At 62.8% G+C, this 24,473-nt stretch carries 24 protein-coding genes and 1 tRNA gene; 9 read left to right on the top strand and 16 right to left on the bottom strand.

Going from position 1 to position 24,473, the window contains the following annotated elements; translation table 11 throughout:
* Positions 1–10 precede the first annotated feature (10 nt).
* Both RCO24_RS02750 and RCO24_RS02745 read left to right on the top strand, forming a co-directional pair.
* Positions 11–547, top strand: a complete 537-nt coding sequence (locus RCO24_RS02750; RefSeq protein WP_308959868.1) for a flavin reductase family protein — start codon at positions 11–13, stop codon at positions 545–547.
* Positions 548–1,149: 602 nt separating this feature from the next.
* Positions 1,150–2,499 (top strand): hypothetical protein, encoded by a 1,350-nt coding sequence (locus RCO24_RS02745; protein WP_308959867.1) that lies wholly within the window; start codon positions 1,150–1,152, stop codon positions 2,497–2,499.
* 113 nt (positions 2,500–2,612) lie between these two features.
* On the opposite strand, the gene RCO24_RS02740 is transcribed toward RCO24_RS02745, so the two are convergent.
* The 3 genes from RCO24_RS02740 to RCO24_RS02730 form a co-directional block, all read right to left on the bottom strand.
* A complete protein-coding gene (locus RCO24_RS02740; RefSeq protein ID WP_308959866.1) occupies positions 2,613–2,900 on the bottom strand; it encodes a hypothetical protein in 288 nt (95 codons plus the stop codon).
* A 426-nt stretch (positions 2,901–3,326) separates the two neighbouring features.
* On the bottom strand, positions 3,327–4,484 hold the full coding sequence (locus RCO24_RS02735) for a YeeE/YedE family protein (RefSeq protein ID WP_308959865.1): 1,158 nt from the start codon (positions 4,482–4,484) through the stop codon (positions 3,327–3,329).
* Positions 4,485–4,562: 78 nt separating this feature from the next.
* Positions 4,563–5,498: a sulfurtransferase gene (locus RCO24_RS02730; protein ID WP_308959864.1), complete on the bottom strand. Its 936-nt coding sequence runs from the start codon at positions 5,496–5,498 to the stop codon at positions 4,563–4,565.
* Between the two features lie 263 nt (positions 5,499–5,761).
* Here RCO24_RS02730 and RCO24_RS02725 point away from each other — a divergent pair, with 263 nt between their 5' ends.
* Positions 5,762–6,103 (top strand): gamma-butyrobetaine hydroxylase-like domain-containing protein, encoded by a 342-nt coding sequence (locus tag RCO24_RS02725; RefSeq protein ID WP_308959863.1) that lies wholly within the window; start codon positions 5,762–5,764, stop codon positions 6,101–6,103.
* A 19-nt stretch (positions 6,104–6,122) separates the two neighbouring features.
* Complete coding sequence (locus RCO24_RS02720) at positions 6,123–6,356, top strand: ferredoxin family protein (RefSeq protein WP_308959862.1); 234 nt, start codon at positions 6,123–6,125, stop codon at positions 6,354–6,356.
* A 23-nt stretch (positions 6,357–6,379) separates the two neighbouring features.
* On the opposite strand, the gene RCO24_RS02715 is transcribed toward RCO24_RS02720, so the two are convergent.
* Positions 6,380–7,132, bottom strand: a complete 753-nt coding sequence (locus tag RCO24_RS02715; protein ID WP_308959861.1) for a Crp/Fnr family transcriptional regulator — start codon at positions 7,130–7,132, stop codon at positions 6,380–6,382.
* Between the two features lie 145 nt (positions 7,133–7,277).
* On the opposite strand from RCO24_RS02715, the gene RCO24_RS02710 reads away from it, so the two are divergent.
* The 3 genes from RCO24_RS02710 to RCO24_RS02700 all read left to right on the top strand — a co-directional run bounded on the left by RCO24_RS02710 (position 7,278) and on the right by RCO24_RS02700 (position 10,423).
* Complete coding sequence (locus RCO24_RS02710) at positions 7,278–8,141, top strand: 3-methyl-2-oxobutanoate hydroxymethyltransferase (RefSeq protein WP_308959860.1); 864 nt, start codon at positions 7,278–7,280, stop codon at positions 8,139–8,141.
* A gap of 232 nt (positions 8,142–8,373) precedes the next feature.
* Positions 8,374–9,312: a CysB family HTH-type transcriptional regulator gene (locus RCO24_RS02705; RefSeq protein ID WP_308959859.1), complete on the top strand. Its 939-nt coding sequence runs from the start codon at positions 8,374–8,376 to the stop codon at positions 9,310–9,312.
* A gap of 121 nt (positions 9,313–9,433) precedes the next feature.
* Entirely contained in the window at positions 9,434–10,423 is a 990-nt protein-coding gene (locus RCO24_RS02700; protein ID WP_308959858.1) for an aliphatic sulfonate ABC transporter substrate-binding protein, read from the top strand.
* A 67-nt stretch (positions 10,424–10,490) separates the two neighbouring features.
* Here RCO24_RS02700 and RCO24_RS02695 read toward each other — a convergent pair whose 3' ends face one another.
* The gene (locus tag RCO24_RS02695; protein WP_308959857.1) at positions 10,491–11,915 is read right to left on the bottom strand and encodes an FAD/NAD(P)-binding protein; all 1,425 of its coding nucleotides are present in this window, start codon (positions 11,913–11,915) and stop codon (positions 10,491–10,493) included.
* 171 nt (positions 11,916–12,086) lie between these two features.
* Here RCO24_RS02695 and cysK point away from each other — a divergent pair, with 171 nt between their 5' ends.
* Positions 12,087–13,079 (top strand): cysteine synthase A, encoded by a 993-nt coding sequence (gene cysK, locus RCO24_RS02690; RefSeq protein ID WP_308959856.1) that lies wholly within the window; start codon positions 12,087–12,089, stop codon positions 13,077–13,079.
* Positions 13,080–13,273: 194 nt separating this feature from the next.
* Here cysK and RCO24_RS02685 read toward each other — a convergent pair whose 3' ends face one another.
* The 11 genes from RCO24_RS02685 to RCO24_RS02635 all read right to left on the bottom strand — a co-directional run bounded on the left by RCO24_RS02685 (position 13,274) and on the right by RCO24_RS02635 (position 23,725).
* Positions 13,274–14,050 carry an ABC transporter ATP-binding protein gene (locus RCO24_RS02685; protein ID WP_308959855.1) on the bottom strand — a complete coding sequence of 259 codons (777 nt, stop codon included), beginning with the start codon at positions 14,048–14,050 and terminating at the stop codon, positions 13,274–13,276.
* Between the two features lie 6 nt (positions 14,051–14,056).
* Positions 14,057–14,896, bottom strand: coding sequence for an ABC transporter permease (locus tag RCO24_RS02680; protein WP_308959854.1), 840 nt, complete (start codon positions 14,894–14,896; stop codon positions 14,057–14,059).
* A gap of 13 nt (positions 14,897–14,909) precedes the next feature.
* Positions 14,910–15,896, bottom strand: a complete 987-nt coding sequence (locus RCO24_RS02675; RefSeq protein WP_308959853.1) for an aliphatic sulfonate ABC transporter substrate-binding protein — start codon at positions 15,894–15,896, stop codon at positions 14,910–14,912.
* Positions 15,897–16,069: 173 nt separating this feature from the next.
* A complete protein-coding gene (locus tag RCO24_RS02670; protein WP_308959852.1) occupies positions 16,070–17,017 on the bottom strand; it encodes an NrtA/SsuA/CpmA family ABC transporter substrate-binding protein in 948 nt (315 codons plus the stop codon).
* Between the two features lie 17 nt (positions 17,018–17,034).
* Positions 17,035–17,826: an ABC transporter permease gene (locus tag RCO24_RS02665; protein ID WP_308959851.1), complete on the bottom strand. Its 792-nt coding sequence runs from the start codon at positions 17,824–17,826 to the stop codon at positions 17,035–17,037.
* A complete protein-coding gene (locus RCO24_RS02660) occupies positions 17,823–18,752 on the bottom strand; it encodes an ABC transporter ATP-binding protein (protein WP_308959850.1) in 930 nt (309 codons plus the stop codon). Before RCO24_RS02660 ends, RCO24_RS02665 begins: the two co-directional genes overlap by 4 nt.
* A 163-nt stretch (positions 18,753–18,915) precedes the next feature.
* Entirely contained in the window at positions 18,916–20,091 is a 1,176-nt protein-coding gene (locus RCO24_RS02655) for a metallophosphoesterase (RefSeq protein WP_308959849.1), read from the bottom strand.
* Positions 20,092–20,185: 94 nt separating this feature from the next.
* On the bottom strand, positions 20,186–21,034 hold the full coding sequence (locus RCO24_RS02650; RefSeq protein ID WP_308959848.1) for an ABC transporter ATP-binding protein: 849 nt from the start codon (positions 21,032–21,034) through the stop codon (positions 20,186–20,188).
* Positions 21,031–21,828: an ABC transporter permease gene (locus RCO24_RS02645; protein WP_308959847.1), complete on the bottom strand. Its 798-nt coding sequence runs from the start codon at positions 21,826–21,828 to the stop codon at positions 21,031–21,033. The genes RCO24_RS02650 and RCO24_RS02645 overlap by 4 nt, the downstream gene beginning before the upstream one ends.
* Positions 21,829–21,838: 10 nt before the next feature.
* Positions 21,839–23,254: an ABC transporter substrate-binding protein gene (locus RCO24_RS02640; protein WP_308959846.1), complete on the bottom strand. Its 1,416-nt coding sequence runs from the start codon at positions 23,252–23,254 to the stop codon at positions 21,839–21,841.
* A 397-nt stretch (positions 23,255–23,651) separates the two neighbouring features.
* Positions 23,652–23,725 (bottom strand) — tRNA-Gly (locus RCO24_RS02635).
* A gap of 310 nt (positions 23,726–24,035) precedes the next feature.
* On the opposite strand from RCO24_RS02635, the gene RCO24_RS02630 reads away from it, so the two are divergent.
* The gene (locus RCO24_RS02630; protein WP_308959845.1) at positions 24,036–24,380 is read left to right on the top strand and encodes a hypothetical protein; all 345 of its coding nucleotides are present in this window, start codon (positions 24,036–24,038) and stop codon (positions 24,378–24,380) included.
* Positions 24,381–24,473 lie beyond the last annotated feature (93 nt).

The following is a 24,473-nucleotide window of genomic DNA, read 5'->3' as shown; positions in this document are numbered from 1 at the left end:
GCCGAACGCGATGCCTGACCTGAAGGAAGTGCCTCTCGCCGGTGAGGGCGGCGCGATCGACGCGGCAACGTTCCGCAGCGCCATGCGTCAGCTTGCCGGAGGAATCAGTGCCATCACCGTGGGACGGGGTGAGGAGAGAACGGGTCTCACGTCGACGTCCGTTTCATCGCTGTCCGCCGATCCGCCCGCGCTGATATTCTGCATCAATCAGACCTCGTCCAGCTGGCCGGTACTTCAGCGCTGGCGAGCATTTGCCGTGAACGTGCTGCCTCCGGCGCAGAGACAGGTGGCGGACCGCTTCAGCGGGCGCGACGGCGCGAAAGGCATCGAACGCTACGAAGGGGCTCTCTGGTCCGAGCTCGTGACCGGAACCCCGGTGCTGAGCGAGGCGCTTGCCGTACTGGACTGTGAAGTCGAGGAAATCATCGAGCGATTCGGCAGCGCAGTGGTCATCGGCCGTGTTGTCGCCGCCCGCGTGCGGGGCGAGGACGCTGAGCCGGAAGCGCTGACCTACTGGCGTGGAACCTACGGCACGCTACGGCGCTAGGCCCCGCTTCCAGCCGGGACGCTCATGGCAGGGCGCCAAGTGCGAAACGAAAGCCCAAACAGATCCTGATGTTGTGGCCGATCTGCTCGAATCGGAACCGTGCGCCGATAATCGGGCGCTTTGCAGGCGAAAAACCTGTAGCCGCGGTGCAACAATCACGATCCAAACAAGCGACGCGACCGACGGGCCGCCAGAGTCGGCTTCAGGCCGCTCCAGCGCGTGATCGCGGCAAAATTGCTGAGAGCAGAACAAATCCCGGCTTTCTCCGCCCAACATGTTCGAGCGTCGGACGCGATCTAGGAAATTCCTCCCGTAACGGCCGCGAGAACCGCTGATTCGATGATTTGAAAATCACCAAATTCGATATTGAGCAGAATAGCGCAATTCGTTCTAAGCAAAGAAGTAAAGACATTCTATTGAGCGCTATTATTTTCATTTCACCCGTCATCGGCCTTGCGGTTCAGTGATCCTCATCGGGGCCTGAGCAACGGCGAAAGCGATCTTTTCCACACGCTTCTCGTGCTCGGTTTTTGAGCGCCTTCAAAAAAGGCGCCCAGGAATTTCTAGGCCAGCCGAATGCAGGAATAAGTGGAGGTAAGAAGATGATTGGGGGCACTATCAAAAAGCCCGGCATTGCGCTTGGGATCGCAATGGCTGGACTGGCGTTCGCGGGGGCAACCTCGTCCGCGTCGGCTGCAGACCTGGGCGGCGGCGGTTATGCCGACCTGGAAGAGCGCATTGCCGAACTCGAGGCCACGACGGCCCGCAAGGGCAACCGCAAGGTTTCGCTGACCGTTTCCGGTCTCTTGAACGAAGCCATCCTGTTCTGGGATGACGGCCGGGAGAGCAACGCCTACGTCATCACCAACGAAGAAGGCCAGAGCCGCGTCCGCTTCCTCGGTGAAGCAGAGATCGCCAAGGGCTGGAAGGCCGGTTATTTGCTTGAGCTCGGCATCCGCGGCTCGCGCGGCGACCGTGTCGATCAGGACACCGCCGACGGCGGAGCCGCAGCCGACCAGCTCTCCACGCGCCACAGCGCATGGTGGTTGAGCAGCAAGGATTACGGCAAGCTCTGGCTCGGCCTGACTTCGGACGCCGCGGACGGCATCACCGAGATCAACCTCGCCAACACCAACCACTTCGCCAGCTCGAACAAGCAGTACGCTGGCGACGGCGGCAACGGCTTCTTCATCAAGAACAACCTCGGAAACAACATCGCCATCTCGCCGGGCAGCTCTCTGAGATGGGGTAACGTTTCCTCGCCGCCGGGTGCTGCTCAGCAGATCGGCGAAGGTCACCGCGAAAACCTCGTGAAGTATGAAACCCCGACGTTCGCCGGCTTTACGGGTTCGGCTTCTTGGGGTGAGGACGACATCTGGAACCTCGCACTGCGCTACAAGGGCGAGTTCAGCGGATTCAAGTTCGCAGCAGGCATCGCCTACTCGGAGATCAACAAGAACAACCAGAACACCTGGCGCCGCGGCGCAGGCGACACCGACGAACTCGGTCTCAGCGCCTCGCTTCAGCACACAGAAACTGGCCTCTACATCACCGGTGCCTACGGCCATCTGACCGACGACGGCGTGAGCGCCATCTCGGCAAGCCTTGATGACGAATCCGACTTCTACTTCGTCCAGGCGGGTATCGAGCGCAAGTTCTTCCCCGTCGGCAAGACCACACTCTTCGGCGAGTACTGGCAGACCGACCGTGGCGCTTGGGGCGTTCCCGTCACCGGCGGCGGTGGCAACGTCATCTCCATCGGCGGCGACTTCGTCACCGGGTCGACGTATGAGGGTTGGGGCGTGGGCATCAACCAGAACTTCAACGAGTTCTTTGATCTCTACCTTCTGTACAACCACACCACGGCCGAAATCTCGACCACCAGCGGCAAGCTGACCGGCATCGAGGACGAGTTCGACTACGTCGTTGGTGGCGCACAGATCAAGTTCTGATCCGAGACCTTCTCCCGAAGACTAGGAACAGATGGAGCCGCATCCTTACGGATGCGGCTCTTTCCTTTTTCAGGCCGGCGACGGGCGGCGATCGAGATTGTTTTGCGAGCGGTTCAGCTGCCGTTCTCGCGCAGTGTCTCCCAGAAATCGACGGTCTCCCGGCGCAGCGTATCGCGGCAGTCCGGGCCACAGTCGATCACGGTTCCGCGACGCAGCACCATTTTGCGTCCCACCCGGCTATCGAACACCCGCGCGGTATAGCAATCGAACCCACCACGCTCGCTGCAGGCGGTGACGGTGTTGGCGGATTTCCGGCTTTGCTTTGCGTCTGCCGCCGTGCTCGCGACAAGCGGAGCGGTGCCAAGGCCGACCAGGAGGGCAAAGGTGAGCACTTTGTGCATCGGATAAACTCCTTGTTGTTAGCTCCCAACGTTTTTTGCGTTCTATTGCGCAATTGGTAATATACATATTCCAAACCAGCGGGCAATTGATTGAACGTCTCATATAACGTAATTAGATCCAATATAACGGATATTGACTGCGTGCGAATTGATCGCGCGTTGGCGCAAACGTTCCGATCAAATGGTGGGCGAAAAACGTGATTTGAAAATCACGTGCGGAAATAAATTCTTCTGACAAATGATTATTTCCGGCGAATCCGGAATGCTCGTAAAAATAGCGTCACGAGATACGTAGCGCCCTACGATCAAGTTTGAATGCACTGCCGGGCCCGGCAGTCATAAAGAGCACCGGCAGTGAGCCCAACCCACTCGCCGGTGCTTTTTCATTTGGAACATCGAGAAGGCCGTGAGGGTTCACATGCACCCTCAACGCGCCGGCAGCAGCCGGAGCGTCAGCCAAACTCCCGCGAAGCTGGCAACCAGAAAGATCCAACCGGATGCTGCCCCGGCGATGGTCCCCGAAAGCAACGTACCGACGGTGCAACCGATGGCAGTCATGGCGCCCCAGCCGAGCAGAAGTCCGCCGCCGAGTCCGCGTACTGCTTGGCTCGCTGTGGGCCAGGCCGGCGTGAATTGGCCGGCAGTCAGCGCAGCGGCAAAGCTCGCGAGCACCAGGCCGATGACGAACGCGCCGTTGGGAGACAGGCCGCTGACGAGCGCCGTGCGGCATCCCGCAAAGCCGTCGAGCCCATGCAGCGTTTCTGGAAGCAACGCGGCGTTTGCGAGCAGCGAGCGCGCAACGCTGCCGATCGCCGCCGTCACGCCAAGTGGCTGCACCTGGAAATAGGCAACCGCCGCGATGACGCCGACGGCCGCGCCGCCGGCCGCCGCAGGCCAGCGGCACACAAAGATGCGTCGCAAGGCCTGCGCGAGCGGATTGCCGTCCGGCCCAGCCTCACGTGGTGTGGAGGATCGGGCGAAGTACGCGAAGAGCGCGGCGAGCAGCGCGAGCAGACCCAGCTGGGCAACGAGCCAGCCGGTGTAACCGAGATGCTGAGGCAGCCAGACCACCGGCGTCGTCGCGATCGAAGCGACGTAGAGAATATTCCACGTGAGAAAGCCGACGCCGAAGCCGAGAAGCGTGCCGAGCAGCGCAAACGGTGCCGTCGGCGAGCCTTCTCCCAGGCGATAGAGGTGGCCGGAGATGCACGATCCCGAGATCGCCATACCGACTCCAAATGCGAACGCCGCAAACGCGAGCAGCGGGCCCGCCGGTCCGATGTGTGCGTCGGGCGGCAGCCGGCCGCTGAAGGGATCCGGCAACCACGCCGTGAGCAGCACGTGGTAGCCGAGCGTGCCGATGCCAAGCGAGAGCAGAATGGCCGCGATCCCGCGCACGTCACGGTTCGAGAAAAAATCGCGCGTGTGGCAGAGGAAGCAGAAGCGCGAACGCTGCAGCACGATGCCGAACAGCGCGCCGAGGACCAGCGATTTGCTGATCTTGCTGCTGTCCGCCGAGAGCGCGCCGGCCGCGAGGCCGATCAGAATGAAGAAAGAAACGGCGATTCCGATCGGTCTCGACATATGCAGGTCTCCAAACGCAAAAAGACACCAGCGGCACTTCGGTATGCCGCTGGTGCTTCTGAATGAGCAGTCTAAGTCTTACTTGCCGAGCCAGACCGTACCGGCGAGGTTGGTGACCGGTGCGCCGACCGAGTTGCCGTACTCGGTCCACGAGCCGTCGTAATTCTTGACGTCGTAGCCGAGGATCTGGGTCAGCAGATACCAGGTGTGGCTCGAGCGCTCGCCGATGCGGCAATAGGTGATGATCGGCTTGGAGCCGTCAACGCCGGCGTCCGCATAGAGCTTCTTGAGGTCGGCGGCCGGCTTGAACGTGCCGTCCTCGGCGTTCACGGCCTTGCTCCAGGTCACGTTGACGGCGCCAGGAACATGGCCGGCGCGAACCGAGAGCTCCTTCGAGCCTTCCGGCGCGAAGATCTTGCCCTGAAATTCGTCGGCCGAGCGGATGTCGATCACGTGCACGTCGGTCTTCTTCTCGGCGGCGGCAAGCACGTCGGTGAGACGGGCGCGCAGGTTTGGCTTTCCTTCAGGAAGCGCGTAAGTTGTCGCCTTGACCTCGACCGCCTTGGTGTCGAGCGGCAGCTGCTTCAGCTCCCAGATCTTGCGGCCGCCGTCGAGGAGGCGGACCTGCTCGCCGAGACCGTGCACATGGAACACCCAGGCGCCCCAGGCTGCGAACCAGTTGTTGTTGTCACCGTAGAGAACGACGGTCGTGTCCTTGTCGATGCCGGCGCCCTGGATAAGCTTCTGGAAGTTCTCGCGCGAAACGATGTCGCGCGAAACCTTGTCGACCAGATCCGTGTGCCAGCGGAAATTCAACGCGCCGGGTACGTGGCCGCGCTCGTAGACGCCGGGGTCGACGCTGACCTCGATGATCCGAACTTTCGGATTGTCGAGGTTCTTCTGGACCCATTCGTAGGTCACGATCGGCTCTTTGGCGGGCGCGGCGAAGGCTGCTGCTGAAAGTGTGGCGACCGCGAGCGAAAGCGCGGCTGAAATGATCCGTCCGGATATCATAAGAACATGTCTCCTCGTTGGGGGCGCAATGGCGGGAAGCCTCGGGGCCGAACAAACCGAGGTCCACAAGCGCCGCGACACTAGGGAGCCGATTGCGAGACCGGAAATAAGAAGAAAGCCTTTTGAATTCATTCGGCGCGTGATTTGTAAATCATTGAAGATTATCGGGAAAACAGCCTCCGTATCGATACGGAGGGCGTGTGTATTGGTTCCTGTCGGCAACTAATTGCTTTCTCGCTTTCGGCTCCGATGCGAGCGTTCGAATGGCCGAATGCACCGTGGAGGCATCCGTTGTGAGTGTCGTTTCCGTTGAAATCGCAGTGGGCGGCCATGAGCTTGTCGTCGTTGGGACGGACGGACTGCGCCGCGCGCTCGATGCAAATCTCTTGTGGGCCGAATGCCCGTCGGCAGCCGGACGCGCGCGCCGTATCCGCGGGCTCGACAAGCGCCCACCCGATCGGCTCACGATCGTCGCCGCGCAGGAGATCGGCACCTACGGTGTGAACATCGCGTTTTCCGACGGCCACGATCGCGGGATCTATCCGTGGAGCTATCTGGCGACGCTCGCCGCGCGCCCCCAGCTCGAAGATTTTCTGCACAACTGACGAAAGGCTCTCAGCCCCTATGCCGCTTGCCGCCACTTACACGGCTGTTCCCGTCGAGGTCGACGATGCGAAGTGCATCGCCGACAAGGGATGCACCGTTTGCATCGACGTCTGCCCACTCGACGTGCTGAGGTTGAACGAACTCACCGGCAAGGCCTACATGGCCTACGACGAATGCTGGTATTGCATGCCGTGTCAGACCGATTGCCCGACCGGCGCGGTGACCGTGAACATCCCGTATCTGCTGAAGTGAGCCGTCGCCGCGAGGCGTGACCCTCAGCCCGAAGCTGACGCCTCCCGCAGGCCGCGCGCGTTGAGGATGACGATCGCATCCGTCTGAACAGACACCAGCCCGTCGCGCTCGAAGCGCGAAAGCGTGGCCGTCACCCACTGCCGCGTCGAGCCGATGATCGCGGCCAATTGCTCGTGCGTCACATGCCGGGGAACCTCGCTCTCCTTGCCCGGCTTTCCGTCTCGGGCCTCGCGCCCGGCAAGCGCAAGCAGAAGTTCCGCCAGACGTCCGCGCGCCGGCTTCGTACCCAGGATCTGCGCAAGCGAGGAATAGCAGCGGCCTTTTACGATCAGCGCATCGATCAGCCCCAACGCGAACGCGGAATTCTGAAGCGCGAGGGTGTGAAGCTGGTGTCCGGGAATCCACGACAGGACGCACGGGCTCGCGGCTTCCGCCGACCAGACGTGGCAACCGCGTCCGAACAATTCCGGTCCGCCGACGAAATGGCCTTCTTTCCAGAAAGCGAGCGTGATCTCTTTGCCCGTCGGCGCCGCGTAGAAGGTGCGTACGGTGCCTTGCTCGATGACGAAAATTCCGGAATGGGGTTGCCCCTGCTCGAACACGCGCATGCCGGTATTGAGCCGCAGCGTGGTGGCGTGGCCCTTGATGATCTGTCGGACGCTGAGGTGCAGCGTCTCCATCAGCGGCGGATTTTCCTCGGGCAGGTCGGGTTCGTCGATCAGGAAGAGCGCGTGCCCTTGTGGGCCCGGCGCGGCGGCAGCCGTTGCAGGATGCATGTGGCTCTCCTTTTAGAGTGGATGCCCCGAACGGGCATTTGGCCCCATTAGAAGATGCTGCGCCCCGAAAATCCTAAGAAGAAAATCTTCTTTGCTTTTGCATTTGCGTTCGCCGCAAACAGGCCGCGGGCAGCGAAGGCACACCATGACAGACACGAATTCGCCAAAACGGTCGCGCGTGACGCTCAAATCCCTGAGCCGAAAGAAGGCTGAGCGGAAACGCATCACGGCCATCGGTGTCTACGATGCCCCGATGGCGGCCATCGCCGATCGCGTGGGCTTCGACCTGCTGATCGTCGGCAACGCAGGTCCGATGTCGCTGCTCGGTCACGCTGACCCAACGACTGTCACGTTCGAGGAGCAACTATTCCTGACGCGAGCCGTCAGCCGGGTCGCCAACTATGGCCTGGTCGTCGGCCATCTCCCGTTCATGAGCTATCACGCCTCGAAGGAACAGGCGATATCGAGCGCCGCCCGCATGGTGCGCGAAGGCGGCGCTCATGTCGTCAAGTGCGAAGGCAACGTGCACACGGCGGCTTACATCGCGGAAATCGTGCGCGCGGGAATCCCGGTGATGGGCCACATCGGCATGCAGGCCTCGCGCCGGGTGGAGCAGAGCGGATTTGGCATCAAGGGCCGCACGGCAGAGGAAGCGCGTGAAATAACGGACACGGCGCGCGCCTTTGTCGAAGCCGGCGTCTTTGCCTTCATCCTCGAGCAGGTACCGACCGAGCTCGCAGCCTACCTGACACGAACGCTGCCGGTTCCGGTCCTCACGCTCGGGGCGGGACCAGTGAACGACGGCGTCTATCATATCAGCGGCGATCTCGTCGGTTACGCGGCTTTCCCGATCCCGCGCAATCGGGGCGCCTACGCCAACGTCAGCGCGGACATCGAGGCCGCGATGACGCGTTACCGAGACGACTGCCTGGCCCACGCCTATCCGGCAGACGAGCAGTCGGTCCACATCGATGCCGAGGAGTGGCGTCGCTTCAACGAAAGCCTGTAGGCGAGTACGCCCGCCCGCGACAGATTGGCCCACGCTCTGCCGCGTCACTCTGGTCGTGCCGATCGCACATGCTCCCCAAGCGGACGATGAGTGCGTTCCGTCGGTTCACTTATAAGCAAAGCAATATTTGTTGTTTGTAGATTTGCAAAATCATCAAGCAACGTATTTGCAACGGGGGTCTCCCTTACGAGCAAGCACCGAGGCCGTTCTGGCCGACACACAAGGCACATCGATGAACCTTCAGCAGCTCCGGATCATTCGGGAAACAGTCCGCGCGAAATTCAACGTGACCGAAGCTGCAAATGCGATCTACGCGTCGCAATCGGGTGTCAGCAAACAGATCCGGGATCTCGAGGAAGAACTTGGCGTGGCCCTCTTCCGGCGTCGCGGCAAACGGCTCCTAGGCCTGACCGAGCTGGGAGAGGAGGTCGTCCGCATCGCCGACCGTGTTCTGCTCGAAGCCGAGAACATCAAGCAGGCGGCATCGCAGTTCGCCGTCAGCGATCGCGGCCAGCTCGAGATCGCGACCACCCACACCCAAGCACGCTATGTGCTTCCCGACGTGATCCTGAAATTCAAGCAGCAGTTCCCGGGCGTCCGGCTCATGCTGCATCAGGCGAGTCCGCGCGATATCGGCGCGCTCCTGAACTCGGGTTCTGCAGATCTCGCGATCGCGACGGACGCGTTCAACGAAGCCCGTGATATCATCTCGTTCCCATACTACTCGTGGCAGCACATCGTGGTCGTGCCGGCGGGCCATCCTCTGGACGGCAAGGAAGGCGTGACGCTGGAGGAGGTCGCGGCCTATCCGATCGTCACCTACGACAACGGCCTGACCGGTCGCCCGCGCATCGACGAGGCATTCGACGCGCAGAACCTCAGCCCCGAGATCACGATGACCGCGCTCGATGCGGACGTCATCAAAGCCTATGTCGCGCTGGGACTCGGCGTCGGCATCATTGCGCCGATGTCCTTCAACGAGAAGCGCGATACCGACCTTCGGCAGGTCAAGCTGCGAGAGGGCATTTCACCCAGCACGACCAGCATTGCGCTCCGGCGCGGGCGCCTGCATCGCGGCTACGTCTATCGCTTCATAGAGCTGTGCACGCCTTCGATAACCGAGAAGATCATCCGCGAGGCGGATGCCGCCGTACAGGGCGACGACGATTGAGACCGCTTCCCTGATTTGCATATTTGCTTAGCGAAAGTTCGTATTGGCCTCCGCGCGAGCCCGCTCCGCATAGTGAACTTCATGGGCCACATCAGGTCTCGAGGAACACGAGGAGTGCACGATGCGAAATCTATTGAGCCGTTTTTTGCCGATCGCCGCCGTGCTGGGCGTTGCGGTTGCTCCGCTCACGCCGGCAAACGCCGATGAAGCCAAGAATGTGCGGATCGGCTACCAGAAATCTTCGACGCTGGCGACGATTCTGAAGACCAACGGCGAGCTCGAGAAGCGTCTGGCCGCGCTGGGCTACAAGGTCTCCTGGCACGAGTTCACGAGTGGGCTCCCGCTGCTCGAAGCGCTCAACGTCGGCGCCATCGAGCTTTCGGCCGACGTTGCCGACACCGTACCGATTTTCGCGCAGGCGGCAGGTGCAAAGCTGACCTACGTCGCGCAGGAAGCGCCGTCGCCGACAGCGCAGGCTATCCTCGTGAAGCCGGATTCGCCGCTCAAGGATCTCGCTGAGCTGAAGGGCAAGAAGGTCGCCGTTACCAAGGCTGCCGGCGCGCATTATCTGCTGATTGCGGCGCTCGCCAAGGGCGGCGTCAAGTTCAAGGAGATCGAGCCCGCATATCTCTCGCCGGCAGACGGACGCGCCGCGTTCGAGAAGGGCGCAGTGGATGCCTGGGTCGTCTGGGATCCGTTCGTGTCGGCCGCACAGAAGCAGGTCAACGCGCGCGTTCTTTCGGACGGCACCGGCCTCGCCTCGTACCAGCGCTATTACCTGGCTTCGTCGGCATTTGCCGCCAGCGATCCCAAGGTCATCGAAGCTTACTTCCAACTGCTGGAGAGCACCGGCAAGTGGGTGAAGGCCAATCCGGTTGAAGCCGCAAAGATCCTGGCGCCGGCCTGGAAGCTCGAAGAGGACATCGTGACCAAGGCGAACGAGCGCCGTAGCTACCATGTCCGCGGCGTGACCGCGGAAGGTCTCTCCGAGCAGCAGAAGATCGCCGATGCGTTCTTCGGCGAAGGCCTGCTTCCGAAGGAAGTGAAGGCGACCGATGCCGAGATCTGGTCCGCGACCGGCAAGAAGAGCTCGGACGCAGGCCAGCGCTAATCGCAGGTTGATAGAAAATGCGCACGCGGGGCACGGAAACGTGTCCCGCGTCTTTGTTTGGCGGGTGTTAATTGACTTCCAAAGCGTCGCGCGCCGCGACGCCGGAGGTTTCGAGAAGGTGAGAAACTTCTTCCGCAACTCTGAGCGCATGCTCGGAAACCTGGGGAAGTCCCATCAGCTCGCCGAACCTTGCGCGCGCGAGCGGTCCCGCGACGAGCAACGTCCCGTCTCCTGGTGTTCCTTGCGCATCGAGGGCCCGGCTGTCCGCGTCGACCGCGATGCCAAGCCCCAGATGGTCGGCCGTAATCCGCCCGGCTGCGCTGAGCGCGGCCAGGTAAGGTTGTGTCGAGAGAATCTTGTGATGGGCGGGGCCTGTCGTCACGATCACACGGTCGGCAGCGATCGTTTCCAAGGTCTGCTGCCCACGACGGCGGACGACGACGTCGATATGGCGCGCGTCCGGCTTCACCGCGACAAGGGAGGCGGCGAGAACGCGAAGCGATCCGGACGCCGTGCGCCTGTTGAGAACGTCCTCCACCTGCGGCGCGATGCGGAACCGATGTACATCCCAGTAGACACGCAGGTGCTTGACGATCCGGCTCTGGTCGCGCGGCGAGAGTTTGCCCCAGAACACCTGCGCCTGTCCGCGCACGGCGTCGATGACGCTGTGCCAGGAGAGGCCGAGTGCGTTGGCTTCGTGCAGCGTCTGGCGAATCTTTCTCAGAAACTGCGAGGCAGGCGGCGCCGGATCCGTAAAATCCCCGAACGGCTCGGCGGCTGATGTAGCGTGTCCGCGCGATCGCAGCCCCCTGCGCGATACGGCGATGATCGGTCCCGTGTGCCCCTGGCGGTCGAGCGAGGCGACCACATCCGCCATCGTGAGCCCGGTGCCGAGGATCACGACCTGCGCGTCCGGCGAGATTCCCGTGAGCGCGTCGGGCGCGAGAGTATCCCCGACGATCCGGGGATCGGCGCCGGCCTGTGCCAGAACCGGCGGCGCCTCCGGCGCGGGATGCGTCGTCGCCAGCACCGTGATCCGCGCGCGAAACGGAGCCCCGGATCCTGTCGAAATTGACCACTGGCCGTGCGCGCGATCGAGCGACTGAACGCGGGCCTTGATATGAGTGACGCGCCCCGCTCGGATCAGCGGATCGAGATGGGACGCGCCATAGCGTCCGAACACCGCGCGTCTTGGATAGAGAAACCCGTCGCGCCCGATGATATCGGGATCATCCCGCCCGGCCCCTGTCGCTTCGAGCCAGCGCGCAAAATGGCCGTCATCTCCGGGAATGAGCGACATGCGCGTGGCCGGCACGTTGATGCGGTGCGCCGGGTCGGCATCATCATAGGCGAGCCCACCGCCGAGAAAGTCGCGCGGCTCGAAAACGACGATCGACGCGCTCGGCCGCAGGCGTGCCAAGTGATAGGCGACGGCTGCTCCCCCGAACCCTCCGCCAACGACGGCAATGTCGAACGCGCGGATCTCGCTCATGCGCTTTGAGCCCCCGATGCTTGAAAAAAGGCTAAACCTAGGTCCAACCCGTTGGGGCGCAACTACAAAGTCGTGCAAAGCATTTTATGAAAAGCTTTGCAAATATTCGTCCTTCCGCGCCGCGTCTGGGATCAATAGGTTGGCCCGAATCTCTTACGTACGGAGCGGGTCATGAACGATATCGTCAGAATAAAGACTCTTGAGGCCACCACGGGTTGGGGCCGGGGTCGAATCTATGAGAACATCACCGAAACCATCGGCCATACGCCTGTGGTGGCTCTCAATCGCTTCCAGGCCGCCGAAGACATCCCGGCCCGCATCCTCCTGAAGCTCGAATTCTTCAATCCGCTCTCCTCGGTCAAGGACCGCATCGGCGTCTCGCTGATCGACGTGCTCGAGCAGGAAGGCAAGATCCAGCCTGGCAAGACGACACTCGTCGAGCCGACCTCCGGCAACACCGGCATCGCGCTGGCCTTCGTTGCCGCCGCACGCGGCTACGAGCTGATCCTCGTCATGCCGGAATCGATGTCGCTCGAACGCCGCAAGATCCTGGCTCACCTCGGTGCGAAGCTCGAGCTGACGCCGGCTGCCGGCGGCATGGGTGCCGCCATCGCGCGCGCCAAGGAGCTCTCCGAGACGCTGCCGAACGCGATCATTCCCGGCCAGTTCGACAACCCGGCGAACCCGCTGGTCCATGAGCGTACGACGGCGGAAGAAATCTGGAAGGACACCGGCGGCAACCTCGACGCGATCGTCGCGGGCATCGGCACCGGCGGCACCATCACCGGCGTCGGCCGCGTGCTGAAGCAGCGCATTCCCCATCTCAAGATTTTCGCTGTCGAGCCGGATGCAAGCCCCATTCTTTCGGGTGGCCAGAAGGGCCCCCACAAGATCCAGGGCATTGGCGCGGGCTTCGTGCCGGCCGTTCTCGACACCAAGATCTACGACGGCGTCGTGACCGTCTCGAACGACATCGCATTCGAGACCTCGCGCAAGGTCGCCAAGATCGAAGGCATCCCGGGCGGCATCTCGACCGGCGCCAACGTTGCGGCCGCAGCCGAAGTTGCCCGCCGTCCCGAGTTCAAGGGCAAGACCATCCTGACGTTCGCGCCGTCGTCGGCCGAGCGCTATTTCTCGAGCGACCTGTTCGCCACCACGACCTGATCTTGGTGAGTCTGAGACGCGTCCCCGCTTGCGTCTCAGGCTCGCAGGCCCCGCATGGGCCTCGGCCCCGGTGCGCGGTTTCTTCCGATATCGCCGCATCGGGGCCAGCAAGACCCGCGAGACACAAAACAAAGCGCGCCTGATCGTTGAGATCGGCGCGCTTTTCTCATGGCGGCTCGAAGTTGCGCGGGAGGTCAGGCCGGGACCGCTGCCGCCGGGCGTGTCCTCAGCGTGCCTGCGTGCGCGAGCGTGGTATCGAGCGCCGAAAGAATGGCGCGCTTCTCGTCGTCGAAGGCATGCGACAGCCGATCGCGCGGCCGCGCGAGCGTAACGTCCGATATCTGCGCAACGCGGCCCGGGAACGGGCGCATGACCACCACGCGGGAAGCCAGCGCGACGGCTTCCTCGATATCGTGCGTCACCAGCACGAGAGTCGGGCGCGTATCCTCCCAGATCTCGAGCAGGTGGTCTTGCAACTCGACCCGCGTGAAGGCGTCGAGCGCGGAGAACGGCTCGTCGAGCAGGAGCACGCTCGGCCGCGTCACCAGCGCGCGCGCGATCGCCACACGCTGGCTCTGCCCGCCGGAAAGCTCGCGCGGCCAGCGCGACCCATAGTCCGACAGTCCGACGCGCTTAAGCACAGTGTGAACCCGATCCCGACGCTCGGCGCGCGAGAGATGCGCGAGGCCGAACCCGATGTTGTTCTCGACCGTGAGCCACGGCAGCAGGCGCGGCTCCTGGAACACGATGCCGACGGCAGGATGCGGGCCGACGATCTGCGTGCCGTCAACCTCGACCGTGCCGACGGTCGGATGATCGAGCCCCGAAAGCAGGCGCAGAAGCGTGCTCTTGCCGCAGCCGGAGCCGCCGACGATCGAGACGATCTCTCCGGCGCCGATCGTCAGCGTCACGTCGCGCACCGCGACAGTGCCGTTGGGATAAGTCTTGCCGAGTCCGTTGACGGAAAGCATGGCGCCTCACGAGGTTCTGACGAAGGAATCCTGCCACCGCAGGAACGGTGCCGTGAGCCTGGACAGCAGCCAGTCCGAGAGCTGTCCGAGAATGGCGAACGTGAGAATGGCGGCCACGATCTGCTGCGGCTTGCCGAGCTGTTGCCCGTCGACGAGCAGATAGCCGAGCCCTTCGGAAGCTCCCATGAATTCGGCGGCGACGACGAACATCCAGCCGAGGCCGAGCCCGCCGCGCAAAGCAACGACATAAGCCGGCAGGATCGAAGGCAGCAGAATTCGCCGGACGAGCGCAAACGACGAGAGGCGGAACGCACGCCCGACCTCGACGATCTTGCGATCGACCGAAAGCAGCGCGCCGAGCACGCCGAGATAGATCGGGAAGAACACGCCGACCGCCACCAGGGTGATCTTGGAGGCCTCGAAGATGCCGAACCACAGGATGAACAGCGGCACCCAGGCGATCGAGGGCACAGCGCGCAAGCCCTGCAGCGAGGGATCGATCAGCACGCGTGCCGTCTGCGCATATCCGACGAGAGCGCCGATCAGCGTGCCGGCAATCGTTCCCGCGGCAAAACCGGAGAGCACGCGAAACAGCGTCGCCTTGATGTGCGTGTAAAGTTCGCCGGTAATCGCAAGCTCGTAAAGCGTTTGGAAAATGACCGACGGCGGCGGTACCAGTCGCCCGTTCGCAACTCCGAACCGGACGGCCGCTTCCCAGGCGAGCCCGAGCACGACGGGAACCAGAAATCCGGCCAAGGCCGAATAGGATCCGGCGCCCCGTGAGGGACGCCGGACCGGCTCGACCGGAGCGCTCGCTTCGAGCGCAAGGCTGCCATCTGCAGGCATCAAGGACCCCGGCTTACTTCGCGGCCGAGGCCGTGATGAACTTGCCGTCGATCAGCGCGTCGACGACAGCCTGGACGTTCACGTCCGGCTTGATCACCTCTGCCTTCTGAAGCGCGAGTCCGGCTGCGAGGATCGTATCCTTCTGCTGCTGTCCGATCTTGGAGTAGGTAAGCTCGGTGCGCTCCTTGAGCTGCCGCTCGATCACGGCGTCGGGCAGCTTGGTGGCAGCCACGAGTTGCGCCTTGAGTTCCGCAGGATGGGCGACGGCCCATTCACGAGCCTGCTCATAGATCGCAAGCACGCGCTTCACGACATCCGGGTTCTCGGCGGCGAACGCCTCGCGCACGTTGAGCACGCCCCAGGAGTTGGCTTCCTTGTTGCGATAGAAGATCTTCGCACCGTTCTCGATCTCGGCCGAAGCGGTCAGCGGATCGAGGCCGGCCCAGGCATCCACGTCGCCGCGGAGCAGCGCGGCCTTGCCGTCGCCGTGCTGAAGCAGAACGACGGTGACGTCCTTCTCGCTGAGGCCGGCTTCTTGCAGCGCGCGGATCAGGAAGATATGCGGGTCGGTTCCGCGCGTGGCGGCAACGCGCTTGCCCTTTAGGTCGGCAACCGTCTTGATGCCGGTTTCCTCGCGCGTGACGAGCGAAGCCCACTCGGGGCGCGAATAGACGTAGATCGACTTGATCGGGTTTCCGTTGATCCTGCCGACGAGGGCTGCCGCGCCTGCGGTCGATCCGAAATCGAGCGAGCTGGCGTTGAGGAACTCGAGCGCCTTGTTCGATCCGAGCGACTGCACCCATTGGATCTTGATGCCATCCTTCTCGAACTCCTTCTCGAGAAGTCCGGCGTTCTTGAGGGCGACCGAGACAGGATTGTACGTTGCCCAGTCGATCTTGATTTCCGAGATCTTCTGCTGCGCGGATGCGATTGCAGGCAGCAAGGCGCCGAAAGCGAGCGTCAGCGCGGTCCGCGCGAACGATTTGCGAGAAAGCGTCATGGCAAGAGGTCTCCACCATTCGTTGATCGCAAAAACACTACGCGCCTGATCTAAGTCGGCTAACGAAGAAGAAATGCTGACTATTTCAGTGGCACTTCCGATGAAGCAGCAAAAAGCCCATCGGGCCGGAACCCGATGGGCCGTCGCGTTCATATCGTCAAAGACGAGGCGCGCTAGGGAACGAGCGTTGCCGGATCGAGCTTGCCTTTGACGAAGCCGAAGCTGGTCCCGGCTTCGAGGCGGTCCGCCAACAGCTTCTTGAATGCATCGTCCACGTCGATCTTGATCGCGTCGCGCGTCTTCACGCCATAGAGCGGGTTCTCGCCCGCTAGGCTCTTCACGACGTCCGGATTGAGACGCTGCGCTTCGGCAAACCAGGTTGCGGATTCGTCCGGATTGGTTGCGATATGGAACACGGCGTCCTTCAGGGCCTCGATGAAGTTCTTAACCGCATCCGGGTGGCTCGCCAGATATTCCGCGCGCACGAGAGCGGTGAAGTAGAACGGCCAGGTGTGGACCCGCTTGGCGCCGAGGCTCTTTTCGAGGCGCTGTGTCTGCGGCTGGCGGATCAGAACCGCATCGACGAGGCCCGTCTCGAAAGCGCCGGGCAGTTCGTTGGGCTGCAGGTTGACGTACTCGAACGCACCTTTGTCGATGCCCTTTTCCTTGAGCAGCAGCAACAGATCGAGATGGGACTCGGTGTTGAGCGAGAGGCCGATCTTCTTGCCCTTGAGATCCTCAAGCGTTTTCGCGGGGCTGTCCTTCGGCACCAGCAGCGAATGGGTCGACTGGCCGAGGCTCGCGACGAACTTGATCGATCCCGGGGATTTGACGGCGAGGTTGAACGGCGGGATGAAGCTGGTGACCACGGCGTCGAGCTGGCCGGACGCCAACCCTTCCATCAGCGGCGGCCCGAACTGGAATCCGGTGAACTCCGCGTCGAGATGATGCTTGCCTGCAAGACCCGCCTTCTCCAGCACGACCGGAACCTGGCCGTTCATGCCGGAAGGATATCCGATGCGGATCTTGGTGTTGTCGGCCAGAGCCGAACCTTGAAGGGCAAGCGCGCCGGCGAGGCCGAGAGCGAGAGCCCGAAGCGCGCGTGAGAGCGGACGAGACATTTTCAGAGTTTCCTTTTCTAGCGTGGATAGTGCCAAGGGACGATGACGCGCCGCTCGAAGACGCCGATCAGCCCGATCATCACCGCGCCGAGAAGGCCGATGACGGTCATGCCGACGAGCACACGCGCTGTTTCGAGGTTGAGGCGGCTGATCTGGATCATGTAGCCAAGCCCGCTTTGTGCAGCGACCAGCTCAGCCGTGACGACGGCCATCCACGCCTGCCCGAGGCCGATCCTGAGCCCGGTCACGATCATCGGCAGCGCCGACGGCAGCATGACGGTCTTGAGCAGGGCGAAGGGCGTCGCGCCGAGCGAGCGCGCCGCGTTGACGTGCTCGTCCTGCAACGAGGCTCCACCCGCAAACGCGTTGAGGAAGATCGGAAAGAAGGCGGCGATGGCGGTGATGAAATAGCTCGGCGGATCTCCCAGCCCCATCCAAAGGATCGCCAGCGGGATCCACGCGATCGGCGGAATCGGCCGGATCAGCGCAATGAGCGGCATCACGAGACCACGCAGGATGCGCGAGTAGGCGAGCAATAGCGCGAGTGGAACCGCGGTGCTCGACGCAATGAGGAAGCCGCCGAACACGCGGACGATGCTGGCGCGCACGTCCTGGGCGAGAGAGCCGTCCGCAATTAGCCCGCCGTATGTTTGAAGCACGGTGAGAGGAGGCGGCAGCAGCACTGCGCTATCGAGCGAGTGAGACGCGATCGTCCAGATCGACAGGAAAATCGCGATCCCGACGGCGCCCAGAAAAATCGCCGTGCCGGTAGCGCCAATGCTGTCGAGCAGGGATCGCCGCGCGCTCATCGGAAGGACTTCCGCGCTTCGACGCGGATGATGTCGGCGATCTCGCGCCGACGCTCGATGAAAGCCTGTTGATCGAAGATGTCGTGGCTGCGCGGCCTCGGAAACGGAATCTGGATCTCGCGCGCGATCCGGCCCGGAAGCGCCTCCATCACCACCACGCGGTCGGCGAGGAAGATCGCTTCCTCGATATCGTGCGTGACGAACACGACCGTAGGCCGCAGTCGGTCCCAGATCGAGAGCAGCTCTTCCTGCATGAGCGACCGCGTCTGCGCATCGAGCGCGCCGAACGGCTCGTCCATGAGGAGCACAGGCGGCTTGGTCGCCAGCGCGCGCGCGATACCGACGCGCTGCTGCATGCCGCCCGAAAGGCTCGACGGCCAGGCTTCTGAAACATCGCCCAATCCCACGAGGTCGAGGAGCTCGCGTGCGATGCCGAGGGGATCGCGAAGGCCGAGCCGCCGCGGGCCGAACGCCACATTCTCGACGACGGTCATCCACGGAAACAGGGAGTGCCGTTGAAACACCACACCGCATCGCGCCGAGGGACCGAGATGAGGCTGCTCGTCCAGATAGACATGCCCTCGTGTCGGCGCTCGAAAGCCGGCGAATACGTTGAGCAGAGTCGATTTCCCGCAACCGCTCGGCCCGAGCAAAGCGACGAACTCGCCGGCGGCAATGGAAAGAGAAACATCGTCCACGGCAGGATGGCGGCGTTTGCCGAAATCGACTGTGACGCGATCGAGCCTCAAGCGCGGCGTTGAGACATCCCGAGAATTTGCGAGCGCGGGCGCCCCGGAGGCAGTCCCGACCAGACGCTGGGGCGGCAGAGGAGCCGAGAACGCCGCGACCGGAGATCCGTCGCGAGACCCCGTAAAGGCATGCAGGGATTGCTCGTAGACGCCTCGCGCCACCGTGTGTCCTGTCATTGAAAGGGAGTGATCTCGATATTCGAACGAGTACGATTTGCATTCCGCAGGACGAACGAAGAAATTTTCCGATCCTTAGTCGCGGATCGGAAAAGTGCGGGCATGAGGTGCGGTGTGCGCGCCACGATAACGGATGTCGTTCTGATCGCGGCGCGGAGGCGTGTCATGCCGGAACGAAAGGCTTGTTCAATTCGATCACGCGCTCGGCCGGCGGGTACCAGCCCTGCGGCGCATGGCTGTCGTCATGCAGGTAGCAGCGCACGCGGACGAGACGCGACCCGGCCGTGAACGTGAAATGGCGGCTCATCGGCGGGCATGTGACAAACGAGTGGTACTTCGAAAGCTGCGCGCAGTTGACGAAGTTCGTGCCCCACTTCGTCTCGATGTGGCTGCGTCCGCTGACGACCGCGTCCGGATGGGTATGCGTGTGCCCGCCGAGCCAGAGATCGACGGAGCCGGGATGAGCGGCAAGATAGCGTTCGAACTTCTGCGCTTTCGGCTCGTCGTCAACGAAGTAGAGATAGGATGCGCCTTCCGGAACGCCATCGACGCCGTGATAGCGCCCATGCCGGTAGCGTCCGTCCGGATAGCGCGAAACACCCTCGAAATCGCCGGAGGCGACGGTCGTCTCGCGCAACATATGGTGATGGGCGCTGATCACGATCTCGTTCGCGTCGCGCGCCGCTTCCACCTTCTCGACCCACCAGTTCCAAGTTCCGCCCGTCACCGCGCCGGCGGGCGAGCCGCCGCCGAATTCCTGCCGCCCGACCGGGTAGGGGAGATCGTTGCGGTCGCTCATCATCAGGAAGTTGATGTTTCCCACCTTGAACGAATAGCGATCCCACACGCCTTCGACCGGGTAGGGGCGTTTCGCGGGATCGACGCCTGAATGGTCGCGGTGCTCGCCGAGGGGATCGAGCCATTTGCGGAACCACCAGTTGGCGGGCTTGCCGCGGCTCGATGGCGCGTCACCCGGCGAACCGTCGTGATTGCCCGCCACCGGATAGATCTGCTCGCGCCGGTGATGCTTGAGCACGCCGAGCTGGCGCACGACTTCTGCGCCCTGCGCATCGTCGGGCAGATCCCAAAGGCCGGCATTGTCGCCAAGATCGAGTGCGACGTCCCAACGGAACGATGGCCCGCCGAGATCGCCCCCGTCCTCCGATTGCCGAAGCGCGTTGGCGAGGCTTTCCGGATATCCGGCGGGCGGAATGAAACCCATGCCGTTGCGGATGGCCGCGGCGACGGCGCGATCCGTCGCGACGTGCGCATCCGAGAAAACCCAGAGATGAAAAGTCTCGGCTTCGCCGATTGGCGCGCCCGCAGTTTCGCTTGTCATTCGAACCTAAGTCTCCCAACCGTCGCGCAATTCAGAACCCGGCACAACGGGCCCAGCTCGCGCGAAAAGAAATCCGGACGCCCATCCGTCGAGCCTATCCGCCTTGGCCGGTATCGAAACCGAGCGGGCTGAGCCGCGTCAGCGGTGCGCTATCCGACCGAACGTGCAGCAACTCCAGGCAATGGCGCTTGAGCTGGCCGAACTCGGGCGTCGCAACGATCTCGGTCGCGCGCGGCCTTGCGAACGGCACACGAATGACCTCGAGAATGCGACCCGGGCGCGGGCTCATGACGATGATGCGGTCGGCCAGAAAGAGGGCTTCGTCGATATCGTGAGTGACGAACACGACGGTCGTGCGCACACGCGTCCAGATGTCGAGCAACAGCTCCTGCATCTTGATGCGCGTCAGCGCGTCGAGTGCGCCGAACGGCTCGTCCATCAGCAGCAGTCGTGGCTTGTTGACCAGCACGCGCGCGATCTCGACACGCTGCTGCATGCCGCCCGAGAGCTGTTTTGGATAGCGGCCTGCGAAATCCGCAAGGCCGACAAGCTCCAGGATCTCATCCGCCTGCCGGCGACGCTCGACCTTTCCGATACCGCGCATCTTGGGGCCGAACGCGACGTTGTCGCGCGCCGATTTCCAGGGAAACAGCGTGTGATGCTGGAACACGATACCCCGGTCCGGATGCGGACCGGCAACCGGCGCGCCGTCGACATGCAACTTTCCGGCGGATGTCGCGATGTGCCCGGCAAGCGCACCGAGCAAGGTCGACTTGCCGCATCCCGAGGGTCCGATCAAGCAGACGAGTTCGCCGGGCTCGATGGCAAAGCTCACGTCCTGCACCGCTTCGAAGGCCTCGGCTCCGTAGCCGAGACGGATCGAAACGTGCTCGGCCTCGATGCGGCCGAGATCCGTCCGCGCCTGTCTTTCGCGTCCACTCATCGCCGCGTTTCCCCCAACGTATGCCACGGTGTAAGCAGGGCCCCGACCCAGCGGAGCAGCGCGCTCGATCCCATGCCGAGCAATCCGATCAGGATCATTCCGACGATGATGTCGGGGTAGTTCTGGATCGTGTAGGATTCCCACGTGTAGTAGCCGATGCCGAACTGGCCGGAGATCATCTCCGCGGTGACGAGGCAGAACCAGCTCGTGCCCATGCCGATGGCGAGTCCGGTGACGATGCTGGGCGCGGCACCCGGCAGGATCACCTCGCGCAGGATCGCGCTCGGCGTTCCGCCGAGGCTTTTCGCCGACGCGATCAGGCGCGGATCGACGTTTTCCACGCCGTGAATGGTATTGAGCAGGATCGGGAACAGCGCGCCGATGAAGGTGATGTAGATCATCGAAGCTTCGGACGACGGGAACATCAGAACCGCGAGCGGGATCCAGGCCACCGCGGGGATCGGCCTCAGGATTTCGAGCGGTGGCAACAGGAAGTCTCCGGCGCGCCGGGAGCGCCCGATGGCAAGCCCGAGCGCGATGCCGAAGACAGCCGCGATCGAATATCCGGCCGAGACGCGAGCGAGGCTGCTGCTCACGTGATCGAAAAGCTTCGAAGATTGCGCGAGCGCAAGCGCTGCTTCGAGCACGTCCGTCGGCGGCGGAACGTTGGTGAAGGTGACGAGCCCGAGATTGAGCCGGAGCGTCGATGCCGTCTGCCACGCGAGGAGGCAGACGGCGATCGAGGCAGCTCCCAACACCCACCGGACAAAGCCGGTTTCAGTCGATGAAGCCACGTGGCGAACCTCAGTTGCTGGCCAGCACGGCCGCGCGGGCCGCCGGGAAATCCAACACCTTGCCGCCGTTGGCCTTGGCCCAGGCCTCAGCTTGCTCCTTGAGCAGGAAGGCGCTCACTTCGCCAGCGTCGGAACGGACGAACCAAGCCTGTGCACCAAGCAGCTTGATGCCGCTGTTGCGATCCTGCGCATAGACGACGCGGACGGTCTTGCCCTCGGCTTCGATCGCCTTGAGTGCCTTGAGCGCGTTCTCGCCCGAGGCATAGTGGCGAACCAGCGGCTCGTCCTTTACCCAGATCTGAGCGACGCGCTTGAAGTCCTTGATCTCCTCGCCGCTGAGCGCGTCCTTGGCCTTGAGCGGAAGCTGATCGTAAGCCTTGAGACCTGCTTCATAGTCGCGGCCCGAAGCCTTGAACGCCTCCTTGATGAAGCGATCCTGGACGAAGCTGTCGATGTCGATGCCCTGATCGGCCTTCTTCAAAAGCTTCAGCGTCTCGATCGAGGTGCCGACGGCCTGGCGATATTCCGGCTTCCACGTGAGATCACGCGTCTGCAGGCCGAGCGGACCGTGGAACAGATAGTTCACTTCCGCTTCGACGCCGGTCGTCTTGGCGATCAGCTCGCTGAACTTCTCCGGCTCCTCCGCGATGAGGCGGTCGGCTTCGAGCGCGGCCTGAAGATAGGCGACGACGATCTCCGGATACTTCTCCGCATAGGCGGCATCGACGAGCGCGCCGTGGAACGTCGGCCCATTGGCCTGCGATCCGTCGTAGATCTTGCGCGCGAACCCACGCCAGGGGAACAGCTCTGCGAACGGCACGAAGTCGGCGTGCGCGTCGATTTGGTTGGATTGCAGCGCCGAGCCGGCGACCTCAGGCGTCTGGGCGATGATCTTGACGTCCGTGTCCGCGTCCCAGCCCTGCGCCTTGATCGCGCGTAGGAGAAGGCCGTGCGAAGTCGAGGCGAACGGCACCGAGATCGTCTTGCCCTTGAGTTCGGACAGCGACTGCACCGGCGACGACGACGGCACGACGATGCCGTTGCCGGATCCCTTCACGCTGCCTTGCAGCACCGTGACGAAGATGCTCTTCCGGCCTGCCTTCTCGTGCGCCACGCCATTGAGCGAGCCCGGGAAGTCGGCCATCACGCCGAAATCCACCTTACCGGCGATCTGGTCGTTGGTGATGGCGGCGCCGGTGGTGAAATTGCGCCACTGGATGTCGTAGGTGACGTCCTTGTACTTGCCGTCCTTCGGCAAATACTTTTCGAGCAGCTTTTGCTCGCGGATGATCAGGCCGCCGGTGGCGGTGTTGATGGTGGTATCCTGGGTGCCAACGGCCACCCGGATGGTTTCGGCGGCGCTTGCGGCCGTGGCGAGGCTGCTCGCCGTGAGCAGCAGCGCTGACAAGAGCGTTTTGAGACGCATTTTTGATCCCTCGTGCAAAGTCCGGTTCAACTGTCCCGCCACGCGCACTTGGGAGCGGCCCGAGTGCAGAAGAACTTGCGGTAGATCAAACTCTGCCGAGGGCCATGCGCCCCATGAAGCAATTAGTTTACATGCCTATTAGACTGATTTTTCATATGTTTTTCTGAATAAGCTTTTCGTTTTTCAAGCTCAGGGCCGCGGCCTGCATGGCGCTGGAGTGTGAATTTCGAGATTTGCCAGAGGCGTACCTGCCGACTGCTCGAGCCGGATATCAAGCGCGGGCGCGCAACGAGCCTCGCGATCCCTTGGCAGAGATCGCGACAGAAGCAGCGCTAAGATTGGAGAGGAGAGGCGGGCGCCGAATAGGCCGAATAGACTGGGCCGATCAATTGGAAATTGGAGCGGGTGATGGGAATCGAACCCACGTATTCAGCTTGGAAGGCTGCTGCTCTACCATTGAGCTACACCCGCGACCGGGAAAGCATGGGTTTCTAGCCGATTTGACGGCCATGTCCAACGGACAATTTAGGAACAAACGGTCAACCCAAGAGAGCGGTGTCGCATCCGTCGCAAGGGGTGCGGCACGTAATTTCGGCCCTCCGGACGCCCTCTAGCCCGCAGGAAAAGGGCTACAAGCTTCGAGCACACCTCCTGCGCTATGGAGTCTCCATCATTCAAGGAGACGGCGATGCGAATTGGCCAGGGGATCAATCTCGAACTCAAAACCTTCGATCAGCCGTTGCAGCGGGGAAAGGCGGACGCATCCGCCTTCGAGGCAAGCTTGCTGGCCGAAGAAGGGGCGTCCGCCCGCAGCGAAGGCACGCCCTCCCGCGGCCGATCCACCATTTTGGTCTCCCAGCAGAGCCGGGACGATATGCGCGCAGCCAATGAGGCCGTTGCCCGGGAGTTTCTGGAATGGGCCCAGATGACCCCCGAGGAAAAATTGCGCGCGCAGATCTTGAAGTCCAAGGATCTCGATGAAGAGAGCCTGAAGGCCCTGCCGCCGGAAGAGCGCGAAGCGATCGAAACCGAGATCCGCGAGGCCGTTAAGCAAGCCTTCGGCGTCGACGAAACATCCGTGGTTCTTTCCAAAAAGGCCGAAAACGAGGTGGCGGCTGGCCTCTAGTTCGACCCAAAATCACTTTTCATGTCGAATCTTATGGTCAATAAAAAGATATCTACAGCCCGCTCTCATCGGATCTTAACGGATTGCAACTAT

Origin of the sequence: Hyphomicrobium sp. LHD-15, assembly GCF_031157355.1 — a bacterium.
In the GTDB taxonomy this organism is placed as follows: domain Bacteria; phylum Pseudomonadota; class Alphaproteobacteria; order Rhizobiales; family Hyphomicrobiaceae; genus Hyphomicrobium_C.
The sequence above is the reverse complement of the archived record's forward strand: the minus strand, read 5'-3'. Positions and strand labels throughout refer to the sequence as shown.